Here is a 24,545-nt window from a genome sequence, read left to right on the forward strand (position 1 = left end):
GTGCCGGGCGCTGGGGGGTGTGTGTGCGCGGTCTCCCGCCGGGCCGGGCCCCGCGAGGCGCCGCCGGGCCTGTTGCTGCCGGCCCTTCAGTCCTTCCGGGCCATCGCACGGCGCATCATGGATCGCACGATCGGCGCGTGCAGCGCGCCGACCGGTGCCCAGTAGAGGCGTCCGCGCCAGCCATGGAGGCGGACGACCGTGGTGACCTGCAGGAGGCCGCCGTCGGCGGCGACACCCACCCAGAAGTCGAGGTGGCGGTCGCTCTCGTGGGCCATGGCCTCACGGTCGTCGGTCGCGTCGACGGCGAAGACCTGCGCGCCGGTGCGCCGTGTGTCGGCGCCGACGACGACGCCGGCGAGGAGCTGGCGCAAGCCCGCGAGGATGCGCACGGGCCAGGGCACCGACCGGATGTCGAACAGCCGGTCGAGCCACCAGGCGGGATCGGTCGGGCTGCCGGCGGGCAGCGGGAGGGCCTGGACGTCGATGACGTCCGGCGCAGGGCAGGCATCGATGGCGAGCGATCGCACCAGCGGGCTCCTGACGGCGGATCGGCAAAGGCGGGCGTTCCGGGGCGGGTCCAGTCTGCCCCACCGCGCGGGAGCTCACTCCCCCGCGCTGTCGCAGATCGCGCAGACCTCGCGGATCGGCCATCTGCACAGGATCCGCCCAGGTTGCTACCGGTGATTCCGTAGGGTGCTCCGGCAGGCTTCTCACCAGCCCGAACACCTGGAGGACCGCTGTGACCGCCGTACCCGACGAACCGCTTCTCGTGCTGGTCGGTGGCGTGCCCGGCGCCGGCAAGAGCACGTTGCTCGCCCGCGTCGCCGACGACCACCCCGGCGCCCGCGTGCTCGACCCCGACCCGTACCGGCGACGGCTGGCCGCGCTGCTGCCCGGGGTGCCGTACCGGTTCTGCAGGCCGGTCGTCCATACCCGGCATGCCGTGACGACCCTGGGCGCCGTGCTGCGCGGACCGGCGGCGTCCCCGGAGGGCGTCATCCTGGTGCACGACCCGGCGACGCGACCGGGCCGGCGAGAGGCGCTGGCGCGGCTGGCCCGGTCGTGCGGCTGGCGCCCGGTTCTCGTGGTCGTCGACGTCCCGCGCCAGGCTGCCCTGGACGGCCAGTCCGAGCGCGGCAGGGTGGTCCGTCCACGGTCGTTCGCCAGGCACTGGGAGCGGTGGGCGGCGCAGCGGTCAGAGCTCGCAGCCGCGGCCACGCGTCGTCGGCCGCTCGGGAGCTGGGCCGAGGTGCACGTCGTGGACCGCACCACGGCGCTGCCCGCGGTGCGGGGGCTGCTGGGGCGCCGGTCCGGCGACCTGCGCGGCGCCGCCGTCGGCCCCGACGGCGGCGCCCGCTTCGTCCGGGGCCAGGGCCCCGGCCGCGGTCACGAACCGGTCCGGGCCTGCTCTCGCACCGCGTCCGCGACGGCCTCCGCGACCCGGTGGTCGAACACGCCCGGGATGATGTAGGCGCTGTTCAGCTCCTCGGGGCTGACGACGTCGGCGATCGCCACCGCGGCCACGCGGAGCATCTCGGTGGTGATGTCGGTCGCGCCGGTGTCGAGCAGGCCGCGGAACAGGCCCGGGAACGCCAGGACGTTGTTGATCTGGTTCGGGTGGTCGCTGCGGCCCGTCGCCACGACGGCCGCCGTCTGCGCGGCCGCGCGAGGGTCGACCTCCGGCGTCGGGTTCGCGAGCGCGAAGACGATCGCGCCGTCGGCCATCTGGGCGACGTCCTCCCCCGTGAGGATGTCGCCCGCGGACACCCCGATGAAGACGTCCGCGCCCTTGAGGCCCTCCTGCAGCGAGCCGGCGAAGCCGCCGGCGTTCGTGTTGGCGACGATCCAGCCGCGGTGCGGGTCGTCCGTCGGCTCGCCGGCGTGCAGCGCGCCCTCACGCCCGAACGCGACGATGTACCGGGCGCCCTGCGCCGTGAGCAGCCGGATGATGGCGTTGCCCGCGGCGCCCACACCGGAGACGACGATCCGGACCTCGTCCAGCTTCTTGCCCACGACCTTGAGCGCGTTGATCAGCGCGGCGAGCACCACGATCGCCGTGCCGTGCTGGTCGTCGTGGAAGACCGGGATGTCGAGCTCCTCGCGCAGCCGCGCCTCGATCTCGAAGCAGCGCGGCGCCGAGATGTCCTCCAGGTTCACCCCGCCGTACACGGGCGCGATCGCCTTCACGATGCGGATGATCTCCTCGGTGTCCTTGGTGTCGAGGCACACCGGCCACGCGTCGACCCCGCCGAACTCCTTGAACAGCGCCGCCTTGCCCTCCATCACCGGGAGCGCCGCGGCCGGGCCGATGTCGCCGAGGCCGAGCACGGCCGTGCCGTCCGTGACGACGGCGACGGTGTTGCGCTTGATCGTCAGGCGGCGCGCGTCCTCGGGGTGCTCCGCGATGGCGAGGCAGACGCGGGCGACGCCCGGGGTGTAGGCGCGCGACAGGTCGCGGCGCGTCTTGAGCGGCACCTTGGCTGTGACCTCGATCTTCCCGCCCAGGTGCATGAGGAACGTCGAGTCGCTCATCTTCAGCACGTGGGCGCCCTCGAGGGCGTTGATCGCGTCGACGACGCGCTCGCCGTGGCCGGCGTCGACGGTGTCGCACGTGATGTCCATGACCAGGCCGTGGGACGTGGAGTGCGCGATGTCGACGCCCATGACCTCGGCGCCGGCGTCGGTGACGGCGTTCACCACCGTGCTGGTGGCTCTCTGGGACGCGGCGACCTCGACGCGCAGGGTGATCGTGTAGGACGGGCTCGGCTGTGACATGGGAAAGTCCTACCGCCAGCCGAGCTCGGGCGCCACATGGCGCACCACGTTCTCGAGGACGTGCGCGTTGTAGTCCACGCCGAGCTGGTTCGGCACCGTGAGCAGCAGCGTGTCCGCGGCGGCGACCGCCTCGTCCTTGGCGAGCTCCTCGACGAGCCGGTCGGGCTCGCCCGCGTACGTCTTTCCGAACCGGGCCCGGGTGCCGTCGATGACGCCGACCTGGTCGGAGTCGCCCGCCTCGCCGCCGAAGTACGCGCGGTCCCTGTCGTCCGTGATCGGGAAGATGCTGCGGCTCACGGACACGCGCGGCTCGCGCTCGTGGCCCGCGGCCTTCCAGGCATCGCGGAACCGCTGGATCTGCTCGGCCTGGAGCTGGTGGAACGGCACGCCGGTGTCCTCCGTCAGGAGCGTCGAGCTCATGAGGTTCAGACCGCGCTCGGCGGTCCACTCGGCTGTCGCCCGTGTGCCGGCACCCCACCAGACGCGGTCCCGCAGGCCGTCGGAGTACGGCTCGAGCCGCAGCGGGCCCGGCGGGTTGGGGAACATCGGCCGCGGGTTGGGCTCCGCGAACGCCTCGCCCTCGATCATCCGCAGGAACGTCGCGGTGTGGTCCCGGGCCATGTCCGCGTCGCTGCGGCCGTCGGCCGGCGCGTACCCGAAGTACCGGAACCCGTCGATGACCTGCTCGGGTGACCCGCGGCTGATCCCGAGCTGCAGGCGGCCGCCGGCAATGAGGTCGGCCGCGCCGGCGTCCTCCGCCATGTACAGCGGGTTCTCGTAGCGCATGTCGATGACGGCGGTGCCGATCTCGATGCGACTGGTCCGCGCACCCACGGCCGCGAGCAGCGGGAACGGGGAGGCGAGCTGGCGCGCGAAGTGGTGCACGCGGAAGTACGCGCCGTCCGCGCCGAGCTCCTCGGCGGCGACCGCCAGCTCGATGGACTGCAGCAGCGCGTCCGACGCCGTACGTACCTCGGACACCGGCGACGGCGTCCAGTGACCAAAGGACAAGAACCCGATCCGTTTCACGACTCGATTCAACACCCTCAGGGTGATCGGCGGCGCACGATGGCCGGGTGGGCCCGGCGTACGCGACGGCGTCGGGCACCCGGCACAATACGACCGTGCGGATCAGCCTCGACTCCCCCGTGCGCGACGACGTCGGCGCCCTCCTCGACGAGCACCTCGCCGACATGTACGCCACCTCGCCGCCCGAGAGCGTGCACGCGCTCGACCACTCGGCCCTGCTGGCGCCGGGCATCACCTTCTGGACCGCACGGGACGACGACGGCGCGCTGCTGGGGTGCGGTGCGCTCAAGGAGCTCTCCGCGGAGCACGGCGAGATCAAGTCGATGCGGACCGCCGCGAGCGCCCGGGGTGGTGGTGTGGCGTCGGCCGTGCTCGGGGTCCTCCTCGAGGAGGCGCGGGCGCGGGGGTACGGGCGGGTGAGCCTGGAGACGGGGTCGCAGGACTTCTTCGCCCCGGCGCGCAGGCTGTACGCGCGGCGCGGCTTCACGGAGTGCGGCCCGTTCGGCGTCTACGTGCTGGACCCGTTCAGCGTGTTCATGACGATGGAGCTGGCGCCGGGGCTGTGAGTCGGGGCGGTGACGCGGGGCGCGCCCGCCCCGGGGGGGGGGGACGGGGGGGGGGGGCGGCCCCCCCGCGCGGGGGGGGGGGCCCGGGGGCGCCCCTCCGCCCCCCCGGGCCGGGGGGGGGGGCGCCCCCCGGCGGGTTCGAGGTCGGCGACGACCACGGCGTAGTTGTCGGGGGCGCCGGCGGCCTCGACGGCGCCGGCGATCGCCTGCCCGACGGCGTCCGGGTCGGTTCCCTGCACCATGAGGGCCTCGAGCGCGGCGGGGACGATGCCCGCAATCGAAGCTGGAGCCCCTCAGGCGCAGATGGTGAAGCGGAGCAGCGTGCACCCCACCGTGCCCTGGACCAGCCCGATCACCTCGTAGGCGAACCCGGCGAGGAGCACGGCGGCCACGAGCAGGTTGACGATCGGGTAGCGGCGGGCGTCACCTGCACGGAGCGCCGGCTGCAGGGCGTTGGCCGCCCCTGCGAGCACCAGGCCGAGAGTGGCGATCAGCAGCGGCAGCTCGAACGACCACCGTTGCCCGGACCCGAGCACCTCGAGGACGGGTGCGACCCGGCGGGCGATCGTCTCCTGCAGCGCCAGGTACGGCAGCGCGAGCCCGATCGCCGCGGCAGCGCGCCAGTCCACGATCGTCACCTTGATCTTGCCCATGCTGAGCGCCACTCAAACCTCCGACATGTCCCTTTAGTTCCCTTGCGCCCAAGTGTCGGAGACGTCGGCCCGGAGCGCCAGCCCCTCCTGTGATGTCACACGAGCCGGCGCCGGGGCAACGGCACCCGGTCCAGGTCCGACGCGACCGTCAGCTCACCGCCGTACACCGACCGCGCCTCGGCCACGAACTCCCCCATGTCCGTGTACCGCTGCGAGAAGTGCGTCAGCACCAGCGACCGCACCCCGGCGTCGGCCGCCACGCGGGCGGCCTGGAGCGCCGTCAGGTGCCCGTGCTCCTCCGCGAGCGCCCGGTCGCGGTCGAGGTACGTCGACTCGATGACCAGCAGGTCGGCGCCCTCGGCGAGGTCGCCGGCCGCGTCGCACAGGCGGGTGTCCATGACGAACGCGAACCCTTGGCCGGGTCGCAGCACGGACACGTCGTCGACCGTGACCCGGCCCCGTGCGGTCTGGAGCGACCCGTCGCGAAGGAGGCGACCGGCGTCGGGCCCAAAGATGCCTGCGGCCGCGAGGCGGGCAGGGTCGAGGCTGCGCCCGGCGGGCTCGTCGAGGCGGTAGCCGAAGGCCTCGAGCGTGTGGTCGAGGCGTGCAGCGCGCAGGGTCGCGGTGCCGTGCCGCTCCCCCGGCACGCGCGGGACGGGTCCGTCGGCGGCCAGCCCTTGCAGGGCGAGGCGCTCGCGGTGGTGGAACGCGGTCGAGTCGCACAGGGCACGCACCCACCGCGCGCCGGACGCGGGGTAGGAGACGGGCACGACGTGCGGCACGCCGTCGAGGCTGATCCGCTGCACGACGCCGGCCAGGCCGAGGCTGTGGTCGCCGTGCAGGTGGGTGATCGCGATGCGGGTCAGGTCGGTCGCGGAGATCCCGGCGTGGAGCATCTGGCGCTGGCTGCCCTCTCCCGGGTCGAGCAGGATCGCCTCCTCGTCCCACAGCAGCACGTAGCCGTTGTGGTTGCGCGTGCGGGTGGGGACCTGGCTGGCGGTGCCGAGGACGACGAGCTCTCTGCGGGACACGAGCGGAATTGTCTCGCGCGGCGGTGCGCGGCGGCATCAGGATTGTCCGGTGAGCGACACCACCGACCCGGACCTGCGCGCCGACTGCTCGCGCTGCTTCGGGCTGTGCTGCGTGGCGCTCCCGCTGACGCTGTCGGCGGACTTCGCGTTCGACAAGCCGGCCGGTGAGCCGTGCCGGAACCTGGGTCCCGGCTTCGGGTGCACCATCCACGAGCGGCTGCGGGACGCCGGCATGGCGGGCTGCACCGTGTACGACTGCTTCGGGGCGGGGCAGCTCGTGTCGCAGGTGACGTTCGGCGGGACGAGCTGGCGCGGGGGCCCGCCCGAGCGGGCGCGGCAGATGTTCGCCGTCTTCCCGGTGGTGCGCGGCCTGCAGGAGCTCGTCGTGCATCTCACCGAGGCCCTCTCGCTGCCCGGGACCGAGCCCGTGCGGGACCCGCTCGGGGCCGCTCTGCGTCGCGTGCGGCGCCTGACGGGTCGTGGCCCGGACGACCTGGTCGGGATCGACCTGGATCCGCTGCGGGGCGAGGTGGGAGAGCTGCTGGAGCGGGCCAGCCGGCTCGCGCGGGCTCGGGCCTGCGCCGGGTCCCGGACGCGGTCCTACCGCCGTGCCGACCTGGCCGGAGCCCGGCTCGCCGGCCAGGACCTGCGGGGCGCTGACCTGCGGGGCGCGCTCCTGGTCGGTGCGGACCTCAGGGGCGCCGACCTGCGGTCGGCGGACCTGCTCGGGGCCGACGTACGCGGCGCCGACCTCACCGCGGCCGACCTCACGGGTGCGCTCTTCCTCACCCAGCCGCAGCTCGAGGCGGCGCGCGGCGGGGCAGGGACGCGCGTCCCGAGCGGCTTGCGGCACCCGGCGCACTGGGCCGTGCCGGATCCCGCCTGAACTGCGGGGCGATTCATCCGGATCACCCGCTTCCCTCCGTCGCCGGTACATGGCATTCTCGGCCCTTGCGCAGGGGTGCGATCGGTGACGTGGCCGGGAGGAGACGAAGCATGGCGTGGGACCAGTCCCCCGGTGGTGCGCCCAGAGCGTCCGCGCCCGTCCGGTCGTCGCCCCAGTGGTTCCCGCTCGCCTCGCCGGTGCCCATCGCCGTCGGCCGACCCGTGTTCGCCACCGTCGGGCTACGCACGACGGGACTGTCGCCCCGCGAGCACCGGGTGCGCGAGATCGCCGTCGTGCGGCTCGACGAGCGCGGCGGCGTCGTCGACGAGCTGTCCACCACCCTTGCCACCGAGGGGTTGTCACCCGGCCGGCCGGCGGGCCCGAGGTTCCATGAGATCGCGCCGGCCCTGCGCGACACCCTCGCCAGGACCGCCCTCGTCGCCCACCACGCACCGCTGGCGACGCACTTCCTGCGCACCGAGTTCGCCCGCGCCGGCTGGGACGTGCCGACGCTGGCGCACGTCGGCACGTTCGAGGCGAGCCTGTACTACCTGCCCGGAATGCGCCGTCGCACCCTCGTGGACTGCTGCCGCGCCGCGGGGGTGCCGTTCGTCGACGTCCGCTCCGCGATCGGCGAGGCACGCGCCACCGCGGGCCTGCTCGGCGCCTATCTCGACGGCCGCTTCGGCGTGCCCGTGATGGACGACCTCGTCCACGTGCCCGTGCGCGCCTGGGTCGTGGCCTGGCCCGACGCGCCCGTTCGACCGGCGGCACCGCCCGACGCGCCCTCGGCGGGCGCCGGCGACGAGGTGGCGTCCTGGCCGCCCACGGCGCGACTCGTGCGCCGGCTGTCCCGCCTCGACCTCACCGCGCTGCCGGAAGCCCGCGCCCCTCACCTCCGGTCCTACCTCGAGCAGGTCGTCCACGCCCTGGAGACCGGGATGATCACCCGGGCCGGGGCGCTCGCGTCGGGCGAGGTCGCGGCCGCGCACCACGTCACGTCCGACGAGGCAGCCGCCGTGCACCGCAACCTCGTCACCGAGCTGGCCCGCAGCGCCATCGAGGACGACGAGTACTCCCAGGAGGAACGCCAGGACCTGTACCAGGTCGCGGCCATCCTCGGCGTGCCGCAAGGGGTCGTCCTCGGCCTGATCCGCAAGGCGACCCCGGTCGACTTCCCCAAGCTCGAGGAGGAGGGCAGCCAGCGGCCGGCCGAGCCCCGCGGGGCCGGCCCGAAGCAGATCCGCGCCTGGGCCGCGGTCCAGGGGTACCAGATCGAGCCGCACGAGCGGATCCCGTGGTCGGTCGTGCGGGCGTTCGAGGAGGCGCAGGCCGCAGGCCGCTGACCGGGCCGACGCACCTGGACGGAGCACACCCGCGCCGCCGCGTGATCGGCAGTTCGTCGCATGATCGGCAACTCGAACTGCCGACCATGCTCTGAACTGCCGATCACGCCGTCGTCCGACGTCGGGTCAGGCGTCCGGGAACCCCTGCGGGTTCTGCGACTGCCAGCGCCAGGTGTCGGCGCACATGTCGTCGATGCTGCGGGTCGCCTGCCAGCCGAGCTCGCGGTTCGCCCGCGTCGCGTCGGCCCAGAACGCCGGCAGGTCGCCCGGACGGCGCGGCCCGATCTCGTACGGCAGCTCACGGCCCACTGCCCGCTCGAACGCGTGCAGGAGCTCCAGCACCGACGTGCCCGTCCCGGTGCCGAGGTTGTACGCGCGCGCCGGCTCCGTCATGGCGTCGAGGTGCTCCACGGCGGCGACGTGCCCCTCGGCCAGGTCCATCACGTGGATGTAGTCGCGCTCGCACGTGCCGTCCGCCGTCGGATAGTCGGCGCCGTGCACGGTCAGGTGGTCGCGGCGGCCGACCGCCACCTGCGCGACGAACGGCATGAGGTTGTTCGGCACACCCTGAGGGTCCTCGCCGACCTCGCCCGACGCGTGGGCGCCCACCGGGTTGAAGTACCGCAGCAGCGCGACCTTCCACCCCTCGCTCACCGCGGCCACGTCCGACAGGACCCGCTCGATCATCACCTTCGACTGCCCGTAGGGCGACGACGACGAGAGGTACTCGTAGTCCTCCCGGTACGGCACCGGCGCCTTCTCGCCGTACACGGTGGCGGACGAGGAGAACACGAACTTCGTCACGCCGTGCGCGCGCATCGCGTTCACCAGCGAGAACGTGCTGTCGAGGTTGTTGCGGTAGTACTCGAGCGGCTTGATCACGCTCTCCCCCACCGCCTTGTACCCGGCGAAGTGGATCACCGCGTCGACCTGCTCGTGCGCGAAGACCCGCTCGGTCTTCTCCGCATCGGTCAGGTCGAGGGAGTGCACCGGGATCCGCTTGCCGGAGAGCGCCTCCAGCCGCCCGATGACGGTCGGCTTGCTGTTCGAGAAGTCGTCCACCACGACCACGTCATGGCCGGCGGACAACAGGGACAGGACCGTGTGCGAGCCGATGTAGCCGGCTCCGCCAGAGACGAGAACGCGCATACGACAAACCTACCGGTCCGCACCCCTGCGGCGGCGTGCGGTGTCCTACCCTGGGCGCCATGACGGTTCCCGAGGCGCTCGCCGGCTTCGGCCTGGTCGCCCTGCTGCTGACGATCCTGCCCGGACTCGACACCGCGCTCGTGCTGCGCACGGCCATCACCAAGGGTCGCGGCCACGCCTACGCCGCTGCCGCGGGGATCGCCGCGGGCTGCTTCGTGTGGGGCGCGGCAGCCGCCGTCGGCGCGACCGCGCTGCTCGCCGCCTCGCGGACCGGGTACCGGATCCTCACGCTCGCGGGGGCCGTCTACCTCGTGTGGCTCGGGATCGGGCTGCTCCGCTCGGCGCTGCGGCCGCGCCCGGCCGCTGAGGCGGCAGCCGGCGAGCCGGGCGGGGGCATCTGGCGGTCGTTCGGCACCGGCGCGCTGACGAACCTGCTCAACCCGAAGGTGGGCGTCTTCTACCTGGCCACGATCCCGCAGTTCGTGCCCGACGGTGTCAGCCCGCTCGCCATGGGCGTCGCCCTGGGGGCGGAGCACAACCTCATCGGGCTGGCCTGGTTCACCCTCCTGGTCACCGCGACCGGCTTCACGCGTCGCTGGCTGTCGGGCCGCACCGCCCTGCGCGTGGTGGACGGCGTCACCGGGACCGTGCTGGTCGGCTTCGGCGCGAAGGTGGCGCTCGAGGCACGCTGAGCGTGGAGGTGCCCTGACCACGGCCGATACCCTGCACGCGTGGCGTACACCGAGCAGCGCACCGACCGGCAGGGGCGCAACGTCTGGATCGGCCGGTTCCGCATCGACGGCCGCCTGCGCAGCACCCGCCAGTTCTCCGCCCGCCGCGACGCCCTCGCCGAGGCGCGTCGCCAGGAGGACGCCGGCAAGCACGCCGAGTGGGTCGACCCGGCCACCGCCCGCATCTCCCTGGCCGAGTGGTTCGCCGCCTGGCAGGCCGGTCGGGCCGACCGTGCGCCCCGCACCCTCGAGAGCGAGCGCGAACGCTTCCGTTCCCTCGTCGCCCCCGCCTTCGGGGAGGTCCCGCTGCGCCGCGTCACCCACGAGGACGTCACCCGGTGGGCGGCCACCATGCCCGCTCCCGGCACCGGCGAGGTCGCCTCACCGGCGCGGCGCCGCGACGCCGTCCGCCTGCTCGTCACCCTCCTCGACGCCGCCGTCGACGCCCGCAGGCTGCGGACCAACCCGGCCCGGACGCGGTCGGGCAAGGTGGGCGCCCTCCCCCGGGCGCCGAAGACGAAGCCGCACCGCTACCTCTCCCACGAGCAGCTACGCCGCGTCGCCGACGCCGCGGGCGACGGTGCGGGCGGCGCCGCCCGCACGCTGATCCTGCTCGCCGGCCTTACCGGCCTGCGCTGGGGCGAGGCCAGCGCGCTCACGATGGCCGACGTCGACCCGCTGCGCCGCCGGATCCACGTCACCAAGGCCTACACGCGCCTCGACGACGGCACGATCCTGCTCGGCGACACCAAGACCCACGCACGCCGCGAGGTCCCGCTGCCCACCACGCTCGCCGAGGCGCTCGCGGCGCAGGCAGCGGGCCGTGGCCCTGGCGACCTGCTGTTCCCCGGCGCCCGGGGTGGTCCGGTGCGCCGCGAGAGCTTTGATCGCGGCTCCTTCCGGCCCGCGGTCCACGCCGCGGGCGGCGCGGTGAGCACTCTCCAGGGGGCGCTCGGCCTGCCGGCGAGCGGGGTGTACGACGACGGGCTGGTCGCCTCGGTGCGTCGCCTCCAGTCGGCTCAGGGGCTGGCTGCGACCGGGGTGTGCGACCCGGGGACGTGGGGCGCGGTCGCCCGGCTGGACCGGGACCGGCGAGAAGGGCTCACACAGGGCGAGAAGGTCAGCCGGACGCGGCTGCTCGCCGTCCTGGGCCGCACGACGCTCGGGCCGGGCGCGGAGGACTTCGCGCCGCTCACGCTGCACGACCTACGGCACACCGCCGCCTCCCTCGCCATCGCGGGCGGCGCGACGGTCAAGGCGGTGCAGCGGCTGCTCGGGCACGAGTCCCCGGTGCTCACGCTGTCCACGTACGCCGGCCTGTTCGAGGACGACCTCGACCGGCTCGGGGAGTCGATGTCGGACGCGTTCGACGCGGCCGTCCCGGGGCAGGTCCCGCGGCAGGTCACGGGCGGCTCCGGTGCAGCGGCTGCACACCATGTGCTCACTGACGGACCGATCAGGGCCTCCGTGATCGCTCTCGCGGCCCAGAACTGAGCCGTTCCTGAACTCTTTGCACACCCGCTTTAGGAAAGCGGGTGTGTAGGGTTCGCGGCTCGAAAGTAGTGGGAGGAGTGCGGTACTACTACGACTACCCGTCTGTTATCTGGTAGTTTGCGCGGTGTGACGACGATGATGAGCGCCCTGACCGCGACGCCGGACGCAGACGAGCCCGCTGGGTCCCGAACCACTGACACGCTCACGACCGACGCCGGCGCTGCAGCCGGCGTAAGTCCCGCGCGCACGACGGACCGCGACCGGGTGTTCGAGGCGGCCGAGGCCATCGCCGCCGAAGGGGGCTCCCCCACCGTGACGCTCGTGCGCGAGCGTGCCCAGTGCTCGAGCGCGTCCGCGACCAGGTTCCTGCGGGAGTGGCGCGAGCGGCGGTCGGCCCGTGCTGAGTTCCCGGCGGTGCCGGAGCCGGTCCGGGCCCTTGCCGACCGCAGCATCGCGGCGCTGTGGGAGGCCGCGGTGAGCACGGCTCAGGCAGAGCACGCCTCCGAGCTGCAGGCCGTCCGGGCGGAGGCCGACGTGGCGCGTGGCGAGGCCGACGGGCTGTCGGAGCGCGTCGACGCGCTCGAGCAGGAGGCCGGCCGGATGCGGTCCGAGCGTGCCGAGGCGGTGGCTCTCGCGGAGCAGGCTGACGCGGCACGGTCGACGGCGGACGGCGAGCGGGACGACGCCCTCGCCGCTGCGGCCCGCCTCGAAGGCGAGCTCGCCGCGACGCGAGACGCTCTCGAGGAGGCGCGCTCCGGCGTCGGACAGGCGCGTCAGGAGGCCGAGCGGGCCGTGGCCGAGGCTCAGGCCCGGGCCCGGGAGGCGGCCGACGATGCGCGGAGCGCGGTCGATCAGGTGCGGGCAGCGGCTGAGGCGGCGACCGCCGGGCTGCGGGAGGCGCTGGCCGACGCGCGGTCCGCCGCGGAGGCCGCCCGGAGCGAGGCCGGGCGGGTGCGCGGGTCGGTCACGGCGGCCGAGCGGGAGCGGTCAGCCGCCGTCGCGGCCGCGGCGCGGCTAGAGGGTGAGCTGTCGGCCACGCGCGACCTGCTCGCGGCGACCCGGGAAGAGCTCGCGGACGTCCGCGCCCTGGCGGGCGAGGCCGAGCGGGCGCGGGGTGCCGCGGAGGCCGGTCGCGCGGCGGCCGAGGCCCGGCTGGAGCTCGCCGGGTCCAAGTAGGGGCGAAACGCCGTCGCTAGGCGGCCAGCGCGTGACCGATCGCCCGGACCAGGCCCGTCGTGTCGATCGCGCCCTGCCGGTACCGGGTGACCACCTCGGCGAGAACCTCGCTGATGTCCCGCGCGCTGCGGGGCGTTCGGGCCGTCGCACGCCAGATGTCCCGGTCGAACACGCGGGTCCTGCGCGCCGGCCCGCGGTACAGGCGCCCGGCGAGGCGCGGCTCCGTGGGTCCGACGGCGGGCGCCGGGCCCAGGTGGACGGGCCCACCCTCGGCGCGGGCAGCCCGGGCGGCGGCGGCGACCACGCTCTCCGCGTCCCGCAGGGCGGCGAGCCGTGACGACCGGTATCGGGCGCCCGGGTTCCAGCGCGACGCGAGATCCGACTCCTCGCTCCGGCGCACCCCGGCGGGTGCGCGGACGGGAGCCGCCGGAGCCGTCACCGGAGGCGCCGCGGGCGCAGGAGGCGGCGGCACGGGGGCGTGTGCCGCCTGGTGCGCGGCGGGCTCAGCAGCGGTGTTCGTGGCGGGCTCCGCAGTCGCAGCCGCGTCCGGCAGCGTGTCGGCGGCCCGGGGCGGGGCCTGCGCTGCCTTGAGGGTGGCGACGATCACGGCGACGTCGTCGAGCGGCTGCTCGGCCGCAGGCTCCGCCGGCGTCGGGCCGCTCGCGCCCGGGTCGTCCGCCGCCTGCTCGGGTGTGGCGTCCTCGTGCGCGTGACCGTGCTGCACGTCGTCCTGCTCCGTCACGTGACCACATCCCCTCGTCGCGACCGGCCAGACCCTCGGTGCTCGATCGGCCCGTGCTGTTCTGCCCGTATCGTCCCGCAGAGGTTCGCCCCTGGGCAAGCCGGACCTCAAAGAACGGTCAAGCCCAGGGCGGCCCGTTCAGCGCAAGAGGTCGAGGAAGCTCGGGGCGGTCGCGAACGGGTCGGCGGGGCCGGCGTTCTCGCGCGCCGCGACCCGCTCCGCGAGGGCCCGGCCGGCGCGGTCGATCCGCTGCGGGAGCGGGTTGACCGAGTCGTCACGACCGTCGTGCTGCGTGGCTCCGGTGGCCCAGTCGTCGGTCGCGGCGAAGACCGACGTGCTCACGACGTCGGCCCGCAGGTAGGTGAACAGCGGCCGCACGGAGTACTCGAGGGCGAGCGAGTGGCGGGTGGTGCCGCCGGTCGCACCGAGCAGCACGGGCATCTGGCTCAGCGACTCCTTGTCGAGGATGTCGACGAACGACTTGAACAGCCCGGAGTACGTGGTGGTGAACAGCGGCGTCACGGCGATGACGCCGTCGGCCTTCGTGAGGGCGTCGACCGCTCGGGCCAGGTCGCCCGTGGGGAACCCGGTGAGCATGGCGTCGATGATCGCGTGCGCGTGGTCGCGCAGCTCGATCTGCTCGATCGTCACGGTGTGGCCGAGGAGCTCGAGCTCGCGGGCGGTGGCGGCCGAGAGGCGGTCCGCGAGAAGGCGCGTGGAGGAGGGCTGCGAGAGCCCGGCGGAGACGACGGCGAGCGTGCGCTGGGTGGTCATGGGGTGGTCCTTTCCGGATCGGGGAGCGTGGCGGGCCGACGGCGGCCGGGCGGCCGGCCGCCGTCGGGCGGAGCGATGTTCGTCGCGCGGAGCGATGTTCAGAGGCCGAAGGCGCTGCCGGCGTTCGCGTGCCGGCCGTCGGCGTTCTCCTCGGCGCGGCGGCCCGTCCACCTGTCCTCGGTGCCGCCGACGTGCGCGGCACCCTGCTCGCCGGCGGCGCGGGCGGCCGCGACGCGCTCGGCGTGCGTGGGCGGGTTGAGCGGCACGTCGTCGGACGGACGCTTGGCGTCGACGATCTTGCGGAGCTCGGGCACGACGTCCCCGGCGAGGAGGTCGATCTGCTCCAGGACGGTCTTGAGCGGCAGGCCGGCGTGGTCGATGAGGAAGAGCTGGCGCTGGTAGTAGCCGATCTCGTCGACGAAGGCCCCGTAGCGGTCGATCACCTGCTGCGGCGAGCCGACGGTGAGCGGCGTCTCGCGCGTGAAGTCCTCCATCGACGGGCCGTGGCCGTAGACGGGCGCGACGTCGAAGTAGGGCCGGAACTCGTTCCAGGCGTCCTGCGAGTTCTTCCGCATGAACACCTGGCCGCCGAGGCCCACGATCGCCTGGTCGGCGCGGCCGTGGCCGTAGTGCTCGAACCGCTGGCGGTAGTACTGCACCATCTGCTTGGTGTGGGTCATGGGCCAGAAGATGTTGTTGTGCAGGAAGCCGTCACCGTAGTACGCGGCCTGCTCGGCGATCTCGGGGCTGCGGATCGAGCCGTGCCACACGAACGGCGGCACCCCGTCGAGCGGGCGCGGCGTGGAGGTGAAGCCCTGCAGCGGGGTGCGGAACTTGCCCTCCCAGTCCACGACGTCCTCGGTCCACAGGCGGCGCAGCAGGGCGTAGTTCTCCACGGCCAGCGGGATGCCCTGGCGGATGTCCTGGCCGAACCACGGGTAGACCGGGCCGGTGTTGCCGCGGCCCATCATGAGGTCCATGCGGCCGTCGGAGATGACCTGGAGCATCGCGTACTCCTCGGCCAGCCGGACCGGGTCGTTGGTGGTGATCAGCGTGGTCGCGGTCGACAGCGTGATGTTCTTGGTGACGCCCGCCAGGTAGCCGAGCATCGTGGTGGGGCTGGACGCGACGAAGGGCGGGTTGTGGTGCTCGCCCGTGGCGAAGACGTCCAGGCCGGCCTCGTCGGCGTGCTTGGCGATGGTCAGGATGTCACGGACGCGCTCGGTGTCGTCCGGGGTGTGGCCCGTGGTCGGGTCGGTGGTGACGTCGCTGACCGTGAAGATCCCGAACTGCATCGTGTGCTCCTGGGTCGTTCCCCGTGCGGCCCGGTCGGCCGCATCCTTCTGGTCCATGCTTTTGCATGTACGAGGGCTCTAACCGAGCGAGGCCCCCGGATGTTCCCGCACCCCGGTTCCGGGTGTTTCCGCGTGATTTCCCGCACATTGCGCCCGGTTTGCCCGAGTCCGCGTTTGCGTGGGAGGCCGTGACGCGTAGCCTGGTCAGGCGCTCGCAGCAGGTTTGTTGTACCCGCTGCAACACCACGCCTGAACGCCCAGCGGAACCAGCCTCGCACGTCTCGTGCCGCAGGCAGGGCCGTACCGGCCACGACGCACACGACCCGGCCCGGAACATCCGCAGGGGCCCGTGCGTTGGTAAGACGGACCTTTTCTCGACACCCTGGAGGACGACATGGCTGACCGCTCCCTGCGCGGTATGAGCATCGGTGCCAAGAGCATGGAGTCCGACGAGGGCGTGGACTTCGCCCCGCGGTTCCAGGCCTACTACGACTGCCCCAATGGGCACACCATCATCCTGCCCTTCTCGACCGATGCCGAGGTACCCCCGGTATGGGAGTGCCGTTGCGGCACGGAGGCGCTGCTGCGCGACGCCGAGCGTCCCGAGCCGAAGGCCACCAAGCCGGCCCGCACGCACTGGGACATGCTCCTCGAGCGTCGCACGGTCAAGGAGCTCGAGGAGCTTCTCGACGAGCGGCTGGAGCTGCTGCGCGCCGGCAAGCTGCGCCGGAGTGCCTGAGCCGGAGCGGAACCGCAGGCTCGGGCACTGACAGGCTCCGCCTGACAGATCCCCAGTCTGAGCGACCGACCTCACGGACGGCCGGCACCCGCAAGGGTGCCGGCCGTCGTGCTGTCCGGACCCTCGTCGTCGGCACCGGCCACGGCCGCGCGTGCGGAGCGCCGCCCGCGGGCGTGCGCCACGACGCCGGCGACCACGAGCAGGGCCCCGAGCCCGCCGGCAACCCACCCCGGCCAGTAGCCCGCGACGACCGCGGGCGTGAGCGTGCTGCGCAGCGGCAGGGCGGCAGCGAACGTGTCGTGCGTGAACAGCTCGGTCGTGTGCAGGAGCGTCCCGTCGGGCGCGATCACGCCGGACACCCCGACGGTCGAGATCTGCACCGTCGCCCGCCCGGTCGTCATGGCCTGCATGCGGGACATCGCGAGCTGCTGCGTGGACTCGGCGGTGAACCCGAAGGACGCGTTGTTGGTCTGCACCACGAGCACCTGGGCGCCGCGCTGCACGGCGTCGCGGATGATCTCGTCGTAGGCGACCTCGAAGCAGATGATCGTGGCCAGGCGGATGTCGTCCTGTCCGGCGCGGCTCGGGACGTCGATGACGGCGGGCTCGGTGCCGGGCAGCATGTCGGTGGTGACGCGGTCCACCTGGTCGGAGAGGAGCCGCGCGAACGAGCGCATCGGGATGTACTCGCCGAACGGCGCGGGGTGCTGCTTGGCGTACCGGGCGGTGACGCCCTGCCCCGCCTGCCACAGCAGGGACACGTTGTACCGCCCGCCGGTCTCGGGCCACTCCTGCGCGCCGACGAGGATCGGCGCCTCGACCTCCTCAGCAGCGGCGTCGAGCGCGGTGGCGACGTCCCGCGTGGTCTGCGGGTCGAGGTCGGAACCGTTCTCGGGCCACAGCACCACGTCGAGCTCGCCCGCGAAGTCGTCGGCCAGCTCGTAGGTGCCCTCGAGGTGGTTGTTCAGCACCTCGGCGCGGTTCGCGAACGACCCGAGGCCGGGTTCGCCCACGTTGCCCTGCACGGCACCGGCCCACAGGACGCCGTCCTCGGCGAGGTCCTGCCCGGCGTCGAGCACGTTCGTCCCCTCGGGGCCGCCGACCGCGCCGGCGACCTGCGAGGTGGGCAGCGGCAGCACGAGCGGTCCGACGACGAACGCGGCGCCCAGCACCGCGGCCGTCAGGGGCGCGCCGAGGCCCGCGGGACGACGGCCGCGGGCGACCTGCGCCGTGTGGGCCACGGCGAGCGCCAGCAGCACGCCGGTGGTCGCGACGAGGAGCGTCACCAGGGTGGGGCCGCCGAGCCAGGCTGCCCTGCCGAGGGGTGCGTCGACCATCGTCCAGGCGAGGCGGCCCCACGGGAACCCGCCGAACGGGATCTCGGCGCGCCACTGCTCGACGGCGGTGAACACCAGGGCGAACGCGGCCGCCTCGGCGAGCCACGCCCACGCCCGGGCGGTCGGGCCCCAGCGTCGCAGCGCCCGCCGCGCCCAGGTCCACAGGGCGCCGAAGGCCGCGAGGAACGCGGCCTCGAGAATGCTGAGGGCGATCCACGGGACGAGAGCCGTCCCCTCGTGCGCCCACCAGATGTGCGGCGCGAAGAACGTGAGCCCGAACAGCAGTCCCGCCAGCGCGTTCCACCATGCTCCGTCGCGGCGTAGCGCGGCCCACAGGAGCGCCACGGCCGCGAACGCCGCGGGCCACCACGCCACGTCGGGGAACGCGGCCCACAACGCGACGCCGCCCAGCGGTGCGAGGAACAGGGACACCAGCCGGGACGGCTCAGGAGTGTGCACGAGGACACCCTAACCAGTAGTCGGAGGGGGTGGTGTCAGTCGAACGTGTCGTAGAGCACGACGCCGTCGCGCACCGTCTGCAGGCACTCGGGCTCGCCGGCGTCGGGCGACAGGTCGGGCAGCAGGGGCTGGCCCGCGCGCGCCTCCTCGCTCCACGACGTCAGGCGGCCGGGAACGCTCTGCACGGCGAGGCGCTCGGCGCGCCACACGGCGAGGTGCGCGGGCGAGCCGACGCGCAGCTCGCCGACAGAGTCGTGACCGGCCATGCGCCACCCGCCGCGGGTGTGCGCGCGGAACGCCGCCCGGGCCGAGACCCGCTGGTCCGGGTCCTCGTGATTCATCGCGGCCCGCACGCCCGCCCAGGGGTCCACGGGCGTCACGGGCGTGTCCGACCCGAACGCGAGGGGCACGCCCGCGCCCGCGAGGTCCGCGAACGGCAGGAGCGCCCCGGCCCGCACGGCGCCGAGACGGGAGGCGTACATGCCCTTCGTCCCGCCCCAGGCGGCGTCGAACGCGGGCTGCAGCGACAGGCTCACCCCGTGCAGCAGCAGGGCGGCCAGGGCGTTCGCGTCGACGAACAGCGCGTGCTCCACGCGGTGCCGCGCCGCGCGCAGCGGGCCAGGGCCGTCGACCTGGGCCGCGACCTGCAGGCCGAGGATCACCTCGTCCATCGCGCGGTCGCCGATGACGTGGAACCCGGCCTGCCGGCCCACCGCCGTCACCGCCGAGAGGTGGTTGGCGATCTCCTCGGCCGACAGGTACAGCTCGCCGTACCAGGCCTGTCCGGCCGGGCCGGCCATGAGGTCGGAGTAGGGCGCCCGCAGCGCCGCGGTGCGCGACCCCAGGGAGCCGTCGACGTTCAGGTCGCCGCCGATGCCCGTCAGCCACGGCAGCTCGGCCAGCAGCGCCCGCGCGTCGTCCGCCGTCTCGCACAGCTCGCCGCGGTACGCCACGACGTGCGGCAGTCCGCACTCGGCCGACGCGGTCAGCTCCATGAGCTCGGTCAGGCCCGCGCGCGTGTCGACGTGCGGCGCGCTCATCTCGTGCACGCTCACCACGCCCTGCCGTGCCCACGCCTCCAGCGCCCACCGGTACGCCCGGGTCCGGCGGACCGGGGTGACGTCCTGCGCCAGGTCCCGCACCACGTGGTGCGCGTCGACAGTGACCAGCCCGTCCTCGGACCAGCCCGGCAGCCCCTCGGCTCCCGCCCGCGCACCCAGCGCCGACGACACGACCGCCGAGTGCACGTCCACCCGCGCCGCGTACACCGGCCGCCCGCCGCACGCGGCGTCCAGCTCGCTGCGCGTGAAGGCGCGCCGCTCCGGCCACGAGAGCTCGTCCCACCCGAACGCGAGCAGGACCTCCTCCCCCGACGGGTCCTCCGCGGCCAGCTTGCGGGCGCCCAGGTGGAGCGCCGCGAGGGCGTCCGCCAGGGAACGCACGCCGGCGCTCGCGGACAGGTCCACGGACTGCCCGGACAGGCCGGTCTCCATGGTGTGCACGTGGGCGTCGACGAACCCGGGGGCGACGAGGGCGCCGTCGAGGTCCACCACGCGGTCGGCGCGGGCGGCCAGGCCGGACGCGGTGTCGTCCGAGCCGATCCACGCGACCACGCCGTCGTCCACCAGGAGGGCCTCGGCGAACGGGTCGGCAGGAGAGTGGACGACGCCACCCCGGTACAGGATCGAACGCGCTGGCTGACTCACGGATGGACTTTACGTGATCAGAGGCTTGAGTACGCGACCACGCCTCGCAGCACCGCGTCCTGCGCCCGCCGCGCCGTGTTGCGCAGGCCGGCGCTGGGCGCGGCGGCAGCGAGCTGGTCCAGCACGTCCACGACCTGCTTGCACCAGCGGACGAAGTCGCCCGCGGCCAGGTCGGTCCCCCGCAGCACGGCGTCGAGGCCCTTGCCGGACGCCCAACGGTGCACGGGGGCGACGAGCCCAAGGTCGAGCTGGCCGGTCGCGGTCAGGCCGTGCGCGTCCTCCAGGTCGTCGACCTCGGACCACACGCGCTGGGTCTCGTCCAGCGCGAGGGCGAGGCGGCCCTGCGGCCCGCCGGGCACGTACGGCTCGCCCGGGTCCTCGCGACGGCCCTGGAACACGACCGCGGACACGACGGCGGCCAGACCGGCCGCGTCGAGGCCGTCCCACGCGCCGCGGCGCAGGCACTCGGCGAGCAGCAGGTCGTTCTCGGCGTACAGGCGGCGCAGCCAGCGGCCGTCGTCGGTCACCCGAAGGCCGCCGGTGCCCGACGGCGCAAGGGCCGCCGCCTCTCCCCGGGCCGCCGTGGCGGCCCCCGTGCGCTCCAGGTACCCGAGGCGCAGCAGCACGTCGCACGTGCGGTCGAAGGTGCGCGCGATCGACCCGGTGCGGCCTTCGACGCGGCGCACGAGCTGGTCGTGCTCCTTCTTCAGGCGGGTCCACCGCTCGGCCCACCGGGCGTGGTCGTCCCGCTCGGGGCAGGAGTGGCACGCGTGCGCGCGCATCGCCTTGCGCAGGCGCGACAGCTCGGCGTCGGACGCCGCGTCGGACCGGCGAGCCGCGTGGAGGCCCGGGCGGCCGCCCGAGCCGGGCGCGTCGTCGTCGGCCAGCGCACCCAGGGCCGCGCGCATGGACGAGGCCAGGTCGCGTCGCTCCTCGGGGCGCCGCGGGTTGAACGCCTTCGGGATGCGGACCGTGGCGACCGTGCGCAGGCCGCCCGGGGCGTCGGCAAGGGTGAGCTTCTTGACCTGCCGCTCCTGCGTGAGCACGGTCGGGCGCGGGCCGTCGAACCCGCCGGGCTCGCCCGGCTCGAGCACGAGGACGTAGCCACGCCGCCGCCCGGCCGGCACCTCGACGACGTCGCCGCGGCGCAGCCGCTCCAGGGCCGTCACGACCTCCGCGCGCCGTGCGCCGCTGACCGCGCGCGACAGGTCCTTCTCCCGCTCGGCGATGGCCTCGCGCAACGCCATGTACTCCGCGAAGTCGCCGCGGTCGCACGCCATCGCCTTCGCGTAGCCGTCGAGGGCCTCCGCGTGCGCCTGCGCCTGCTTGGCCAGGCCGACGACGCCGCGGTCGGCCTGGAACTGGGCGAACGACGTCTCCAGGACCTCGCGGGCCCGGTCGCGCCCCACCTGCGCCACCAGGTTCACCGCCATGTTGTACGTGGGCCGGAAGCTGGACTTCAGCGGGTACAGACGGCGGGACGCCAGACCGGCCAGCGCCACCGGGTCGAGCGCCTGGTGGTCGACGACGACCGCGTGCCCCTCGATGTCGATCCCGCGGCGCCCCGCACGGCCCGTGAGCTGCGTGTACTCGCCGGGCGTGACCGCGACGTGCGCGGAGCCGTCCCACTTGACGAGCTTGTCGAGCACCACGGACCGCGCCGGCATGTTGATGCCGAGCGCGAGCGTCTCGGTCGCGAACACGATCTTGACCAGACCGCGCGAGAACAGCTCCTCGACCGTCTCCTTGAAGACGGGCAGCATGCCCGCGTGGTGCGCCGCGACACCGCGCGACAGCGCCTGCGACCACGACCAGTACCCGAGCACGTCCAGGTCCTCCGGCGGGATCGCGGCCGTGCGCTGCTCCACCAGCAGCCGGATCTCGTTCTCCTCCTGCGCGTTCGTCAGGCGCAGGCCGGCCTTGAGGCACTGCTCGACGGCGGCCTCGCACCCCGCCCGGGAGAAGATGAAGTAGATCGCGGGCAGCAGCCCGTCGGCATCCAGCGCGTCGATCACGGCGAAGCGCGGCGGCGTGCGGCGATGCCCCTGCGGAGGGGTGGGGCCGGCCGGGCGCCGGCCTGCCGGGCCGCGGAACCCGCGGTCGCCCCGGCCCTGGCCCCGGCGCCCGTGGTCGCCCGGCCGGTTGCCGCCCTGCCCGGACCGGAACGCGACCTGCAGGTCGGGGTTGATCGGCGGGTTCACGCCCGGGTCCGTCGGGTCCACGTGCCCCGCGTACAGGTCCAGCAGGCGCGGGGTGCCGCGCGGCTCCGGCGCCGACATCAGGACGTGCTGCCACAGCGGCACCGGCCGGCGCTCGCTGACGACGACGGCGGTGTCGCCGCGGACCATCTCCAGCCAGTCGCCGAACTCCTCGGCGTTCGAAACGGTCGCCGACAAGGACACGAGCTGCACGTCGTCGGACAGGTGGATGATCACCTCTTCCCACACGGCGCCGCGGAAGCGGTCGGCGAGGTAGTGCACCTCGTCCATGACCACGTACGCGAGGCCGTCCAGGGCCGGCGAGCCGGCGTACAGCATGTTGCGCAGCACCTCGGTGGTCATGACGACCACGGGCGCGTCCCCGTTGACGGTGGTGTCGCCCGTCAGCAGCCCGACGTTCTCCGCGCCGTGCCGGCGCACCAGGTCGCTGTACTTCTGGTTGCTCAGCGCCTTGATGGGGGTGGTGTAGAACGCCTTGCGGCCACCCGCCAGCGCCAGGTGCACCGCGAACTCGCCGACGACGGTCTTGCCCGCCCCGGTGGGAGCCGCGACGAGCACGCCGCGCCCCTCCTCGAGGGCCTCGCAGGCCAGGACCTGGAACTCGTCCAGCGTGAACCCGAGCTCCTCGCGGAACCGGTCCAGCTCGGCGGCCGAGCTGCCCGACATCTTGTCCCGGGCGGCCCGCGCCTGTGCGGCGGCGTAGCGCTCGGCGGGGCTGAGCTGCGTCATGCGCCCAGCCTACGGGCGCCGACGCCGCTCATCCGACCGCGATTCGGGACCCCTAGGCCGCGTCGGCGAACCGGCGCTCCGCGCGGCGGTCGTTCAGCAGCGCGACGCCGACGGCCGCAAAGTACAGCACGCAGATCGGCAGCGCGACCAGGATCATCGTCAGCGCGTCCGGCGTCGGCGTCATGATCGCGGCGAACGTGAAGGCGATCAGGATCGCCCACCGCCACGCCTTCAGCAGCGTGCGGCCCTGGAGGATCCCGGCGAGGTTGAGCACCACGAGCACCACCGGTGAGACGAACGCGAGGCCGAACGCGAGGATCAGCCGCATCACGAAGCTCAGGTACTCCTGGGCGTTGTTGAAGTTCGAGGAGCCCTCGGGGACGAAGCTCGCGAGGATCTCGACCGCGTGCGGCAGGACGAGCCACGCCATGAGCCCGCCGCCGACGAACAGCGGCACCGACGCACCCACGAACGTGAAGGCGAACCGGCGCTCGCGGGACGTGAGCCCTGGCGTGACGAACGCCCAGACCTGGTACAGCCACCACGGGCACGTCACGAAGACCGCGAGGAACAGCGCCGCCTTGACCTTGATGTCGAGGGCGGACGCCAGTCCCGTGAAGTTCAGGGTGACCTGAGCGCCGGTCGACTCCGACGCGGCTCGCAGGGGTGCCTGCAGGGCTTCGAGCAGCGGGTCGTACAGCATCCAGCCCAGGACCGCGCCGACGACGAGCCCGAGGGCGATCCGGACGAACCGCTTGCGGAGCTCCAGCAGGTGTTCGAGCAGGGGCATGCGGCCGTCGACCGGCCGCGAGGTAGGTGCCACGCGTCAGACCTTGGGAGTGTCGTTGTCCTTAGGGGCGGTCTGGGGCGTGCTCTGAGGTGCGCTCTGGGGTGCGGCGGTCGGGGCAGCGTCCGTCGGGGTCGCGTCCTTCTTGTCGTCGCGCAGGTCGCTGATCTCGTTCTTGAAGATCTTCATCGACTGGCCGATGCCCTTGGCCAGGCCCGGCAGGCGGTTGGCCCCGAAGAGCAGCAGGATGACGGCGAGCAGAACGATCCAGTGCCACGGCTGCAGTGCGCCCATGGTGACTCCTCTTCCGGTGTTTCGGTGTATGCCCGATCCTACGCAGATCCTGCCGCCTGGGAAGAAGCCGCCCGTAGACAGCGACGGTCCCCGCCCGCGATGCTTCCGCCGTGCTCACGTTCCGCTGGCATCCGGCCCCCGTCCCCGACCACCTGCGGGTCTCACAGGTCTACGGCTGGTGCTTCGCCGACTGCGGTCGCGTGCTGCTGCGCGACGACGCCGGCAAGATCGGCATGCCGGGCGGAAAGCCCGAGTCCGGGGAGTCTCGGCTGGAAACCCTGCACCGCGAGTGCATGGAGGAGGTCCAGATCACGATCTCCCGGCCCGTGTACCTGGGCTACCAGGAGGTCACGCCCGACGACGGCGCCGAGCCGTACGCCCAGCTCCGGTACGCCGCCCGGATCGAGGAGTTCCTGCCGCGCGCCGTGGACCCCGACAAGGGCCGCATGTACCGGCGGCTGCTCACCCCCGTGCACCGGGCGCCGGCGCGCCTCGACTGGGGCGTGCCGAACCTGCTGCAGGCGGCCGCGGCGGCGCTCGTCGCGGAGCGTGAGCTGGGCTTGGACCCGAACGGGACGCCGGAGGACGACTACCGGGACTGAGCCGAGGCTCGTCCGGCTGTCCCGGG

Annotated in this window: 23 protein-coding genes; 9 read left to right on the forward strand and 14 right to left on the reverse strand. The window is 73.9% G+C overall.

Annotated elements, in window-relative coordinates; translation table 11 throughout:
- Nucleotides 1–86 precede the first annotated feature (86 nt).
- On the reverse strand, nt 87–527 hold the full coding sequence (locus L1785_RS07455) for a DUF2867 domain-containing protein (protein WP_236088587.1): 441 nt from the start codon (nt 525–527) through the stop codon (nt 87–89).
- Nucleotides 528–739: 212 nt separating this feature from the next.
- On the opposite strand from L1785_RS07455, the gene L1785_RS07460 reads away from it, so the two are divergent.
- A complete protein-coding gene (locus L1785_RS07460) occupies nt 740–1,471 on the forward strand; it encodes an AAA family ATPase (RefSeq protein ID WP_236088588.1) in 732 nt (243 codons plus the stop codon).
- On the opposite strand, the gene L1785_RS07465 is transcribed toward L1785_RS07460, so the two are convergent.
- Complete coding sequence (locus L1785_RS07465; protein ID WP_236088589.1) at nt 1,387–2,775, reverse strand: NAD-dependent malic enzyme; 1,389 nt, start codon at nt 2,773–2,775, stop codon at nt 1,387–1,389. The genes L1785_RS07460 and L1785_RS07465 overlap by 85 nt on opposite strands.
- Nucleotides 2,776–2,784: 9 nt before the next feature.
- Nucleotides 2,785–3,804, reverse strand: coding sequence for an LLM class flavin-dependent oxidoreductase (locus L1785_RS07470; protein WP_236088590.1), 1,020 nt, complete (start codon nt 3,802–3,804; stop codon nt 2,785–2,787).
- 47 nt (nt 3,805–3,851) lie between these two features.
- Here L1785_RS07470 and L1785_RS07475 point away from each other — a divergent pair, with 47 nt between their 5' ends.
- Nucleotides 3,852–4,370: a GNAT family N-acetyltransferase gene (locus tag L1785_RS07475; RefSeq protein WP_372461826.1), complete on the forward strand. Its 519-nt coding sequence runs from the start codon at nt 3,852–3,854 to the stop codon at nt 4,368–4,370.
- Nucleotides 4,371–4,663: 293 nt separating this feature from the next.
- On the opposite strand, the gene L1785_RS07480 is transcribed toward L1785_RS07475, so the two are convergent.
- Nucleotides 4,664–5,035, reverse strand: a complete 372-nt coding sequence (locus L1785_RS07480; protein WP_236088591.1) for a hypothetical protein — start codon at nt 5,033–5,035, stop codon at nt 4,664–4,666.
- A gap of 83 nt (nt 5,036–5,118) precedes the next feature.
- The gene (locus tag L1785_RS07485) at nt 5,119–6,054 is read right to left on the reverse strand and encodes a ribonuclease Z (protein ID WP_236088592.1); all 936 of its coding nucleotides are present in this window, start codon (nt 6,052–6,054) and stop codon (nt 5,119–5,121) included.
- A gap of 49 nt (nt 6,055–6,103) precedes the next feature.
- On the opposite strand from L1785_RS07485, the gene L1785_RS07490 reads away from it, so the two are divergent.
- Nucleotides 6,104–6,940 (forward strand): pentapeptide repeat-containing protein, encoded by an 837-nt coding sequence (locus tag L1785_RS07490; RefSeq protein WP_236088593.1) that lies wholly within the window; start codon nt 6,104–6,106, stop codon nt 6,938–6,940.
- Nucleotides 6,941–7,050: 110 nt separating this feature from the next.
- Nucleotides 7,051–8,286, forward strand: a complete 1,236-nt coding sequence (locus L1785_RS07495; protein WP_236088594.1) for a hypothetical protein — start codon at nt 7,051–7,053, stop codon at nt 8,284–8,286.
- A gap of 126 nt (nt 8,287–8,412) precedes the next feature.
- Here L1785_RS07495 and galE read toward each other — a convergent pair whose 3' ends face one another.
- A complete protein-coding gene (gene galE / locus L1785_RS07500) occupies nt 8,413–9,435 on the reverse strand; it encodes a UDP-glucose 4-epimerase GalE (protein WP_236088595.1) in 1,023 nt (340 codons plus the stop codon).
- Nucleotides 9,436–9,494: 59 nt separating this feature from the next.
- On the opposite strand from galE, the gene L1785_RS07505 reads away from it, so the two are divergent.
- From L1785_RS07505 to L1785_RS07515, 3 genes are all read left to right on the forward strand, one after another.
- Nucleotides 9,495–10,127 (forward strand): LysE family translocator, encoded by a 633-nt coding sequence (locus L1785_RS07505; protein WP_236088596.1) that lies wholly within the window; start codon nt 9,495–9,497, stop codon nt 10,125–10,127.
- A gap of 39 nt (nt 10,128–10,166) precedes the next feature.
- Nucleotides 10,167–11,660 carry a site-specific integrase gene (locus L1785_RS07510; RefSeq protein ID WP_236088597.1) on the forward strand — a complete coding sequence of 498 codons (1,494 nt, stop codon included), beginning with the start codon at nt 10,167–10,169 and terminating at the stop codon, nt 11,658–11,660.
- Nucleotides 11,661–11,795: 135 nt separating this feature from the next.
- The gene (locus tag L1785_RS07515; protein ID WP_236088944.1) at nt 11,796–12,836 is read left to right on the forward strand and encodes a DNA-binding protein; all 1,041 of its coding nucleotides are present in this window, start codon (nt 11,796–11,798) and stop codon (nt 12,834–12,836) included.
- A gap of 16 nt (nt 12,837–12,852) precedes the next feature.
- Here the strand turns inward: L1785_RS07515 and L1785_RS07520 are convergent, their stop codons facing one another.
- The 3 genes from L1785_RS07520 to L1785_RS07530 all read right to left on the reverse strand — a co-directional run bounded on the left by L1785_RS07520 (nt 12,853) and on the right by L1785_RS07530 (nt 15,647).
- Nucleotides 12,853–13,578 carry a hypothetical protein gene (locus tag L1785_RS07520; protein WP_236088598.1) on the reverse strand — a complete coding sequence of 242 codons (726 nt, stop codon included), beginning with the start codon at nt 13,576–13,578 and terminating at the stop codon, nt 12,853–12,855.
- Nucleotides 13,579–13,716: 138 nt separating this feature from the next.
- Nucleotides 13,717–14,352: an FMN reductase gene (locus L1785_RS07525; RefSeq protein WP_236088599.1), complete on the reverse strand. Its 636-nt coding sequence runs from the start codon at nt 14,350–14,352 to the stop codon at nt 13,717–13,719.
- Nucleotides 14,353–14,450: 98 nt separating this feature from the next.
- Nucleotides 14,451–15,647 (reverse strand): LLM class flavin-dependent oxidoreductase, encoded by a 1,197-nt coding sequence (locus tag L1785_RS07530; protein ID WP_236088945.1) that lies wholly within the window; start codon nt 15,645–15,647, stop codon nt 14,451–14,453.
- 394 nt (nt 15,648–16,041) lie between these two features.
- Here L1785_RS07530 and L1785_RS07535 point away from each other — a divergent pair, with 394 nt between their 5' ends.
- Nucleotides 16,042–16,386, forward strand: coding sequence for an RNA polymerase-binding protein RbpA (locus L1785_RS07535; RefSeq protein WP_236088600.1), 345 nt, complete (start codon nt 16,042–16,044; stop codon nt 16,384–16,386).
- 71 nt (nt 16,387–16,457) lie between these two features.
- Here the strand turns inward: L1785_RS07535 and lnt are convergent, their stop codons facing one another.
- The 5 genes from lnt to tatA are packed head-to-tail and all read right to left on the reverse strand — an operon-like array spanning nt 16,458 to nt 23,917.
- Nucleotides 16,458–18,182: an apolipoprotein N-acyltransferase gene (gene lnt / locus L1785_RS07540; protein WP_236088601.1), complete on the reverse strand. Its 1,725-nt coding sequence runs from the start codon at nt 18,180–18,182 to the stop codon at nt 16,458–16,460.
- A 35-nt stretch (nt 18,183–18,217) separates the two neighbouring features.
- On the reverse strand, nt 18,218–19,888 hold the full coding sequence (locus L1785_RS07545; protein ID WP_236088602.1) for an amidohydrolase: 1,671 nt from the start codon (nt 19,886–19,888) through the stop codon (nt 18,218–18,220).
- A gap of 17 nt (nt 19,889–19,905) precedes the next feature.
- Nucleotides 19,906–22,836 (reverse strand): DEAD/DEAH box helicase, encoded by a 2,931-nt coding sequence (locus L1785_RS07550; RefSeq protein ID WP_236088603.1) that lies wholly within the window; start codon nt 22,834–22,836, stop codon nt 19,906–19,908.
- A 52-nt stretch (nt 22,837–22,888) separates the two neighbouring features.
- Nucleotides 22,889–23,659, reverse strand: a complete 771-nt coding sequence (gene tatC / locus L1785_RS07555) for a twin-arginine translocase subunit TatC (protein ID WP_308113290.1) — start codon at nt 23,657–23,659, stop codon at nt 22,889–22,891.
- 3 nt (nt 23,660–23,662) lie between these two features.
- Entirely contained in the window at nt 23,663–23,917 is a 255-nt protein-coding gene (tatA, locus tag L1785_RS07560; RefSeq protein WP_236088604.1) for a Sec-independent protein translocase subunit TatA, read from the reverse strand.
- A 110-nt stretch (nt 23,918–24,027) separates the two neighbouring features.
- Here tatA and L1785_RS07565 point away from each other — a divergent pair, with 110 nt between their 5' ends.
- The gene (locus L1785_RS07565; RefSeq protein ID WP_236088605.1) at nt 24,028–24,519 is read left to right on the forward strand and encodes an NUDIX hydrolase; all 492 of its coding nucleotides are present in this window, start codon (nt 24,028–24,030) and stop codon (nt 24,517–24,519) included.
- Nucleotides 24,520–24,545 lie beyond the last annotated feature (26 nt).

This window comes from Antribacter soli (assembly GCF_021568775.1).
Lineage (GTDB): Bacteria > Actinomycetota > Actinomycetes > Actinomycetales > Cellulomonadaceae > Antribacter > Antribacter soli.

Coding starts and splice junctions, on each gene's coding strand:
- L1785_RS07515 (WP_236088944.1), top strand. CDS start 11,796: ATGATGAGCGCCCTGACCGCGACGCCGGACGCAGACGAGCCCGCTGGG.
- galE (WP_236088595.1), bottom strand. CDS start 9,435: ATGCGCGTTCTCGTCTCTGGCGGAGCCGGCTACATCGGCTCGCACACG.
- L1785_RS07525 (WP_236088599.1), bottom strand. CDS start 14,352: ATGACCACCCAGCGCACGCTCGCCGTCGTCTCCGCCGGGCTCTCGCAG.
- L1785_RS07550 (WP_236088603.1), bottom strand. CDS start 22,836: ATGACGCAGCTCAGCCCCGCCGAGCGCTACGCCGCCGCACAGGCGCGG.
- L1785_RS07505 (WP_236088596.1), top strand. CDS start 9,495: ATGACGGTTCCCGAGGCGCTCGCCGGCTTCGGCCTGGTCGCCCTGCTG.
- L1785_RS07530 (WP_236088945.1), bottom strand. CDS start 15,647: ATGCAGTTCGGGATCTTCACGGTCAGCGACGTCACCACCGACCCGACC.
- L1785_RS07495 (WP_236088594.1), top strand. CDS start 7,051: ATGGCGTGGGACCAGTCCCCCGGTGGTGCGCCCAGAGCGTCCGCGCCC.
- tatA (WP_236088604.1), bottom strand. CDS start 23,917: ATGGGCGCACTGCAGCCGTGGCACTGGATCGTTCTGCTCGCCGTCATC.
- L1785_RS07465 (WP_236088589.1), bottom strand. CDS start 2,775: ATGTCACAGCCGAGCCCGTCCTACACGATCACCCTGCGCGTCGAGGTC.
- L1785_RS07535 (WP_236088600.1), top strand. CDS start 16,042: ATGGCTGACCGCTCCCTGCGCGGTATGAGCATCGGTGCCAAGAGCATG.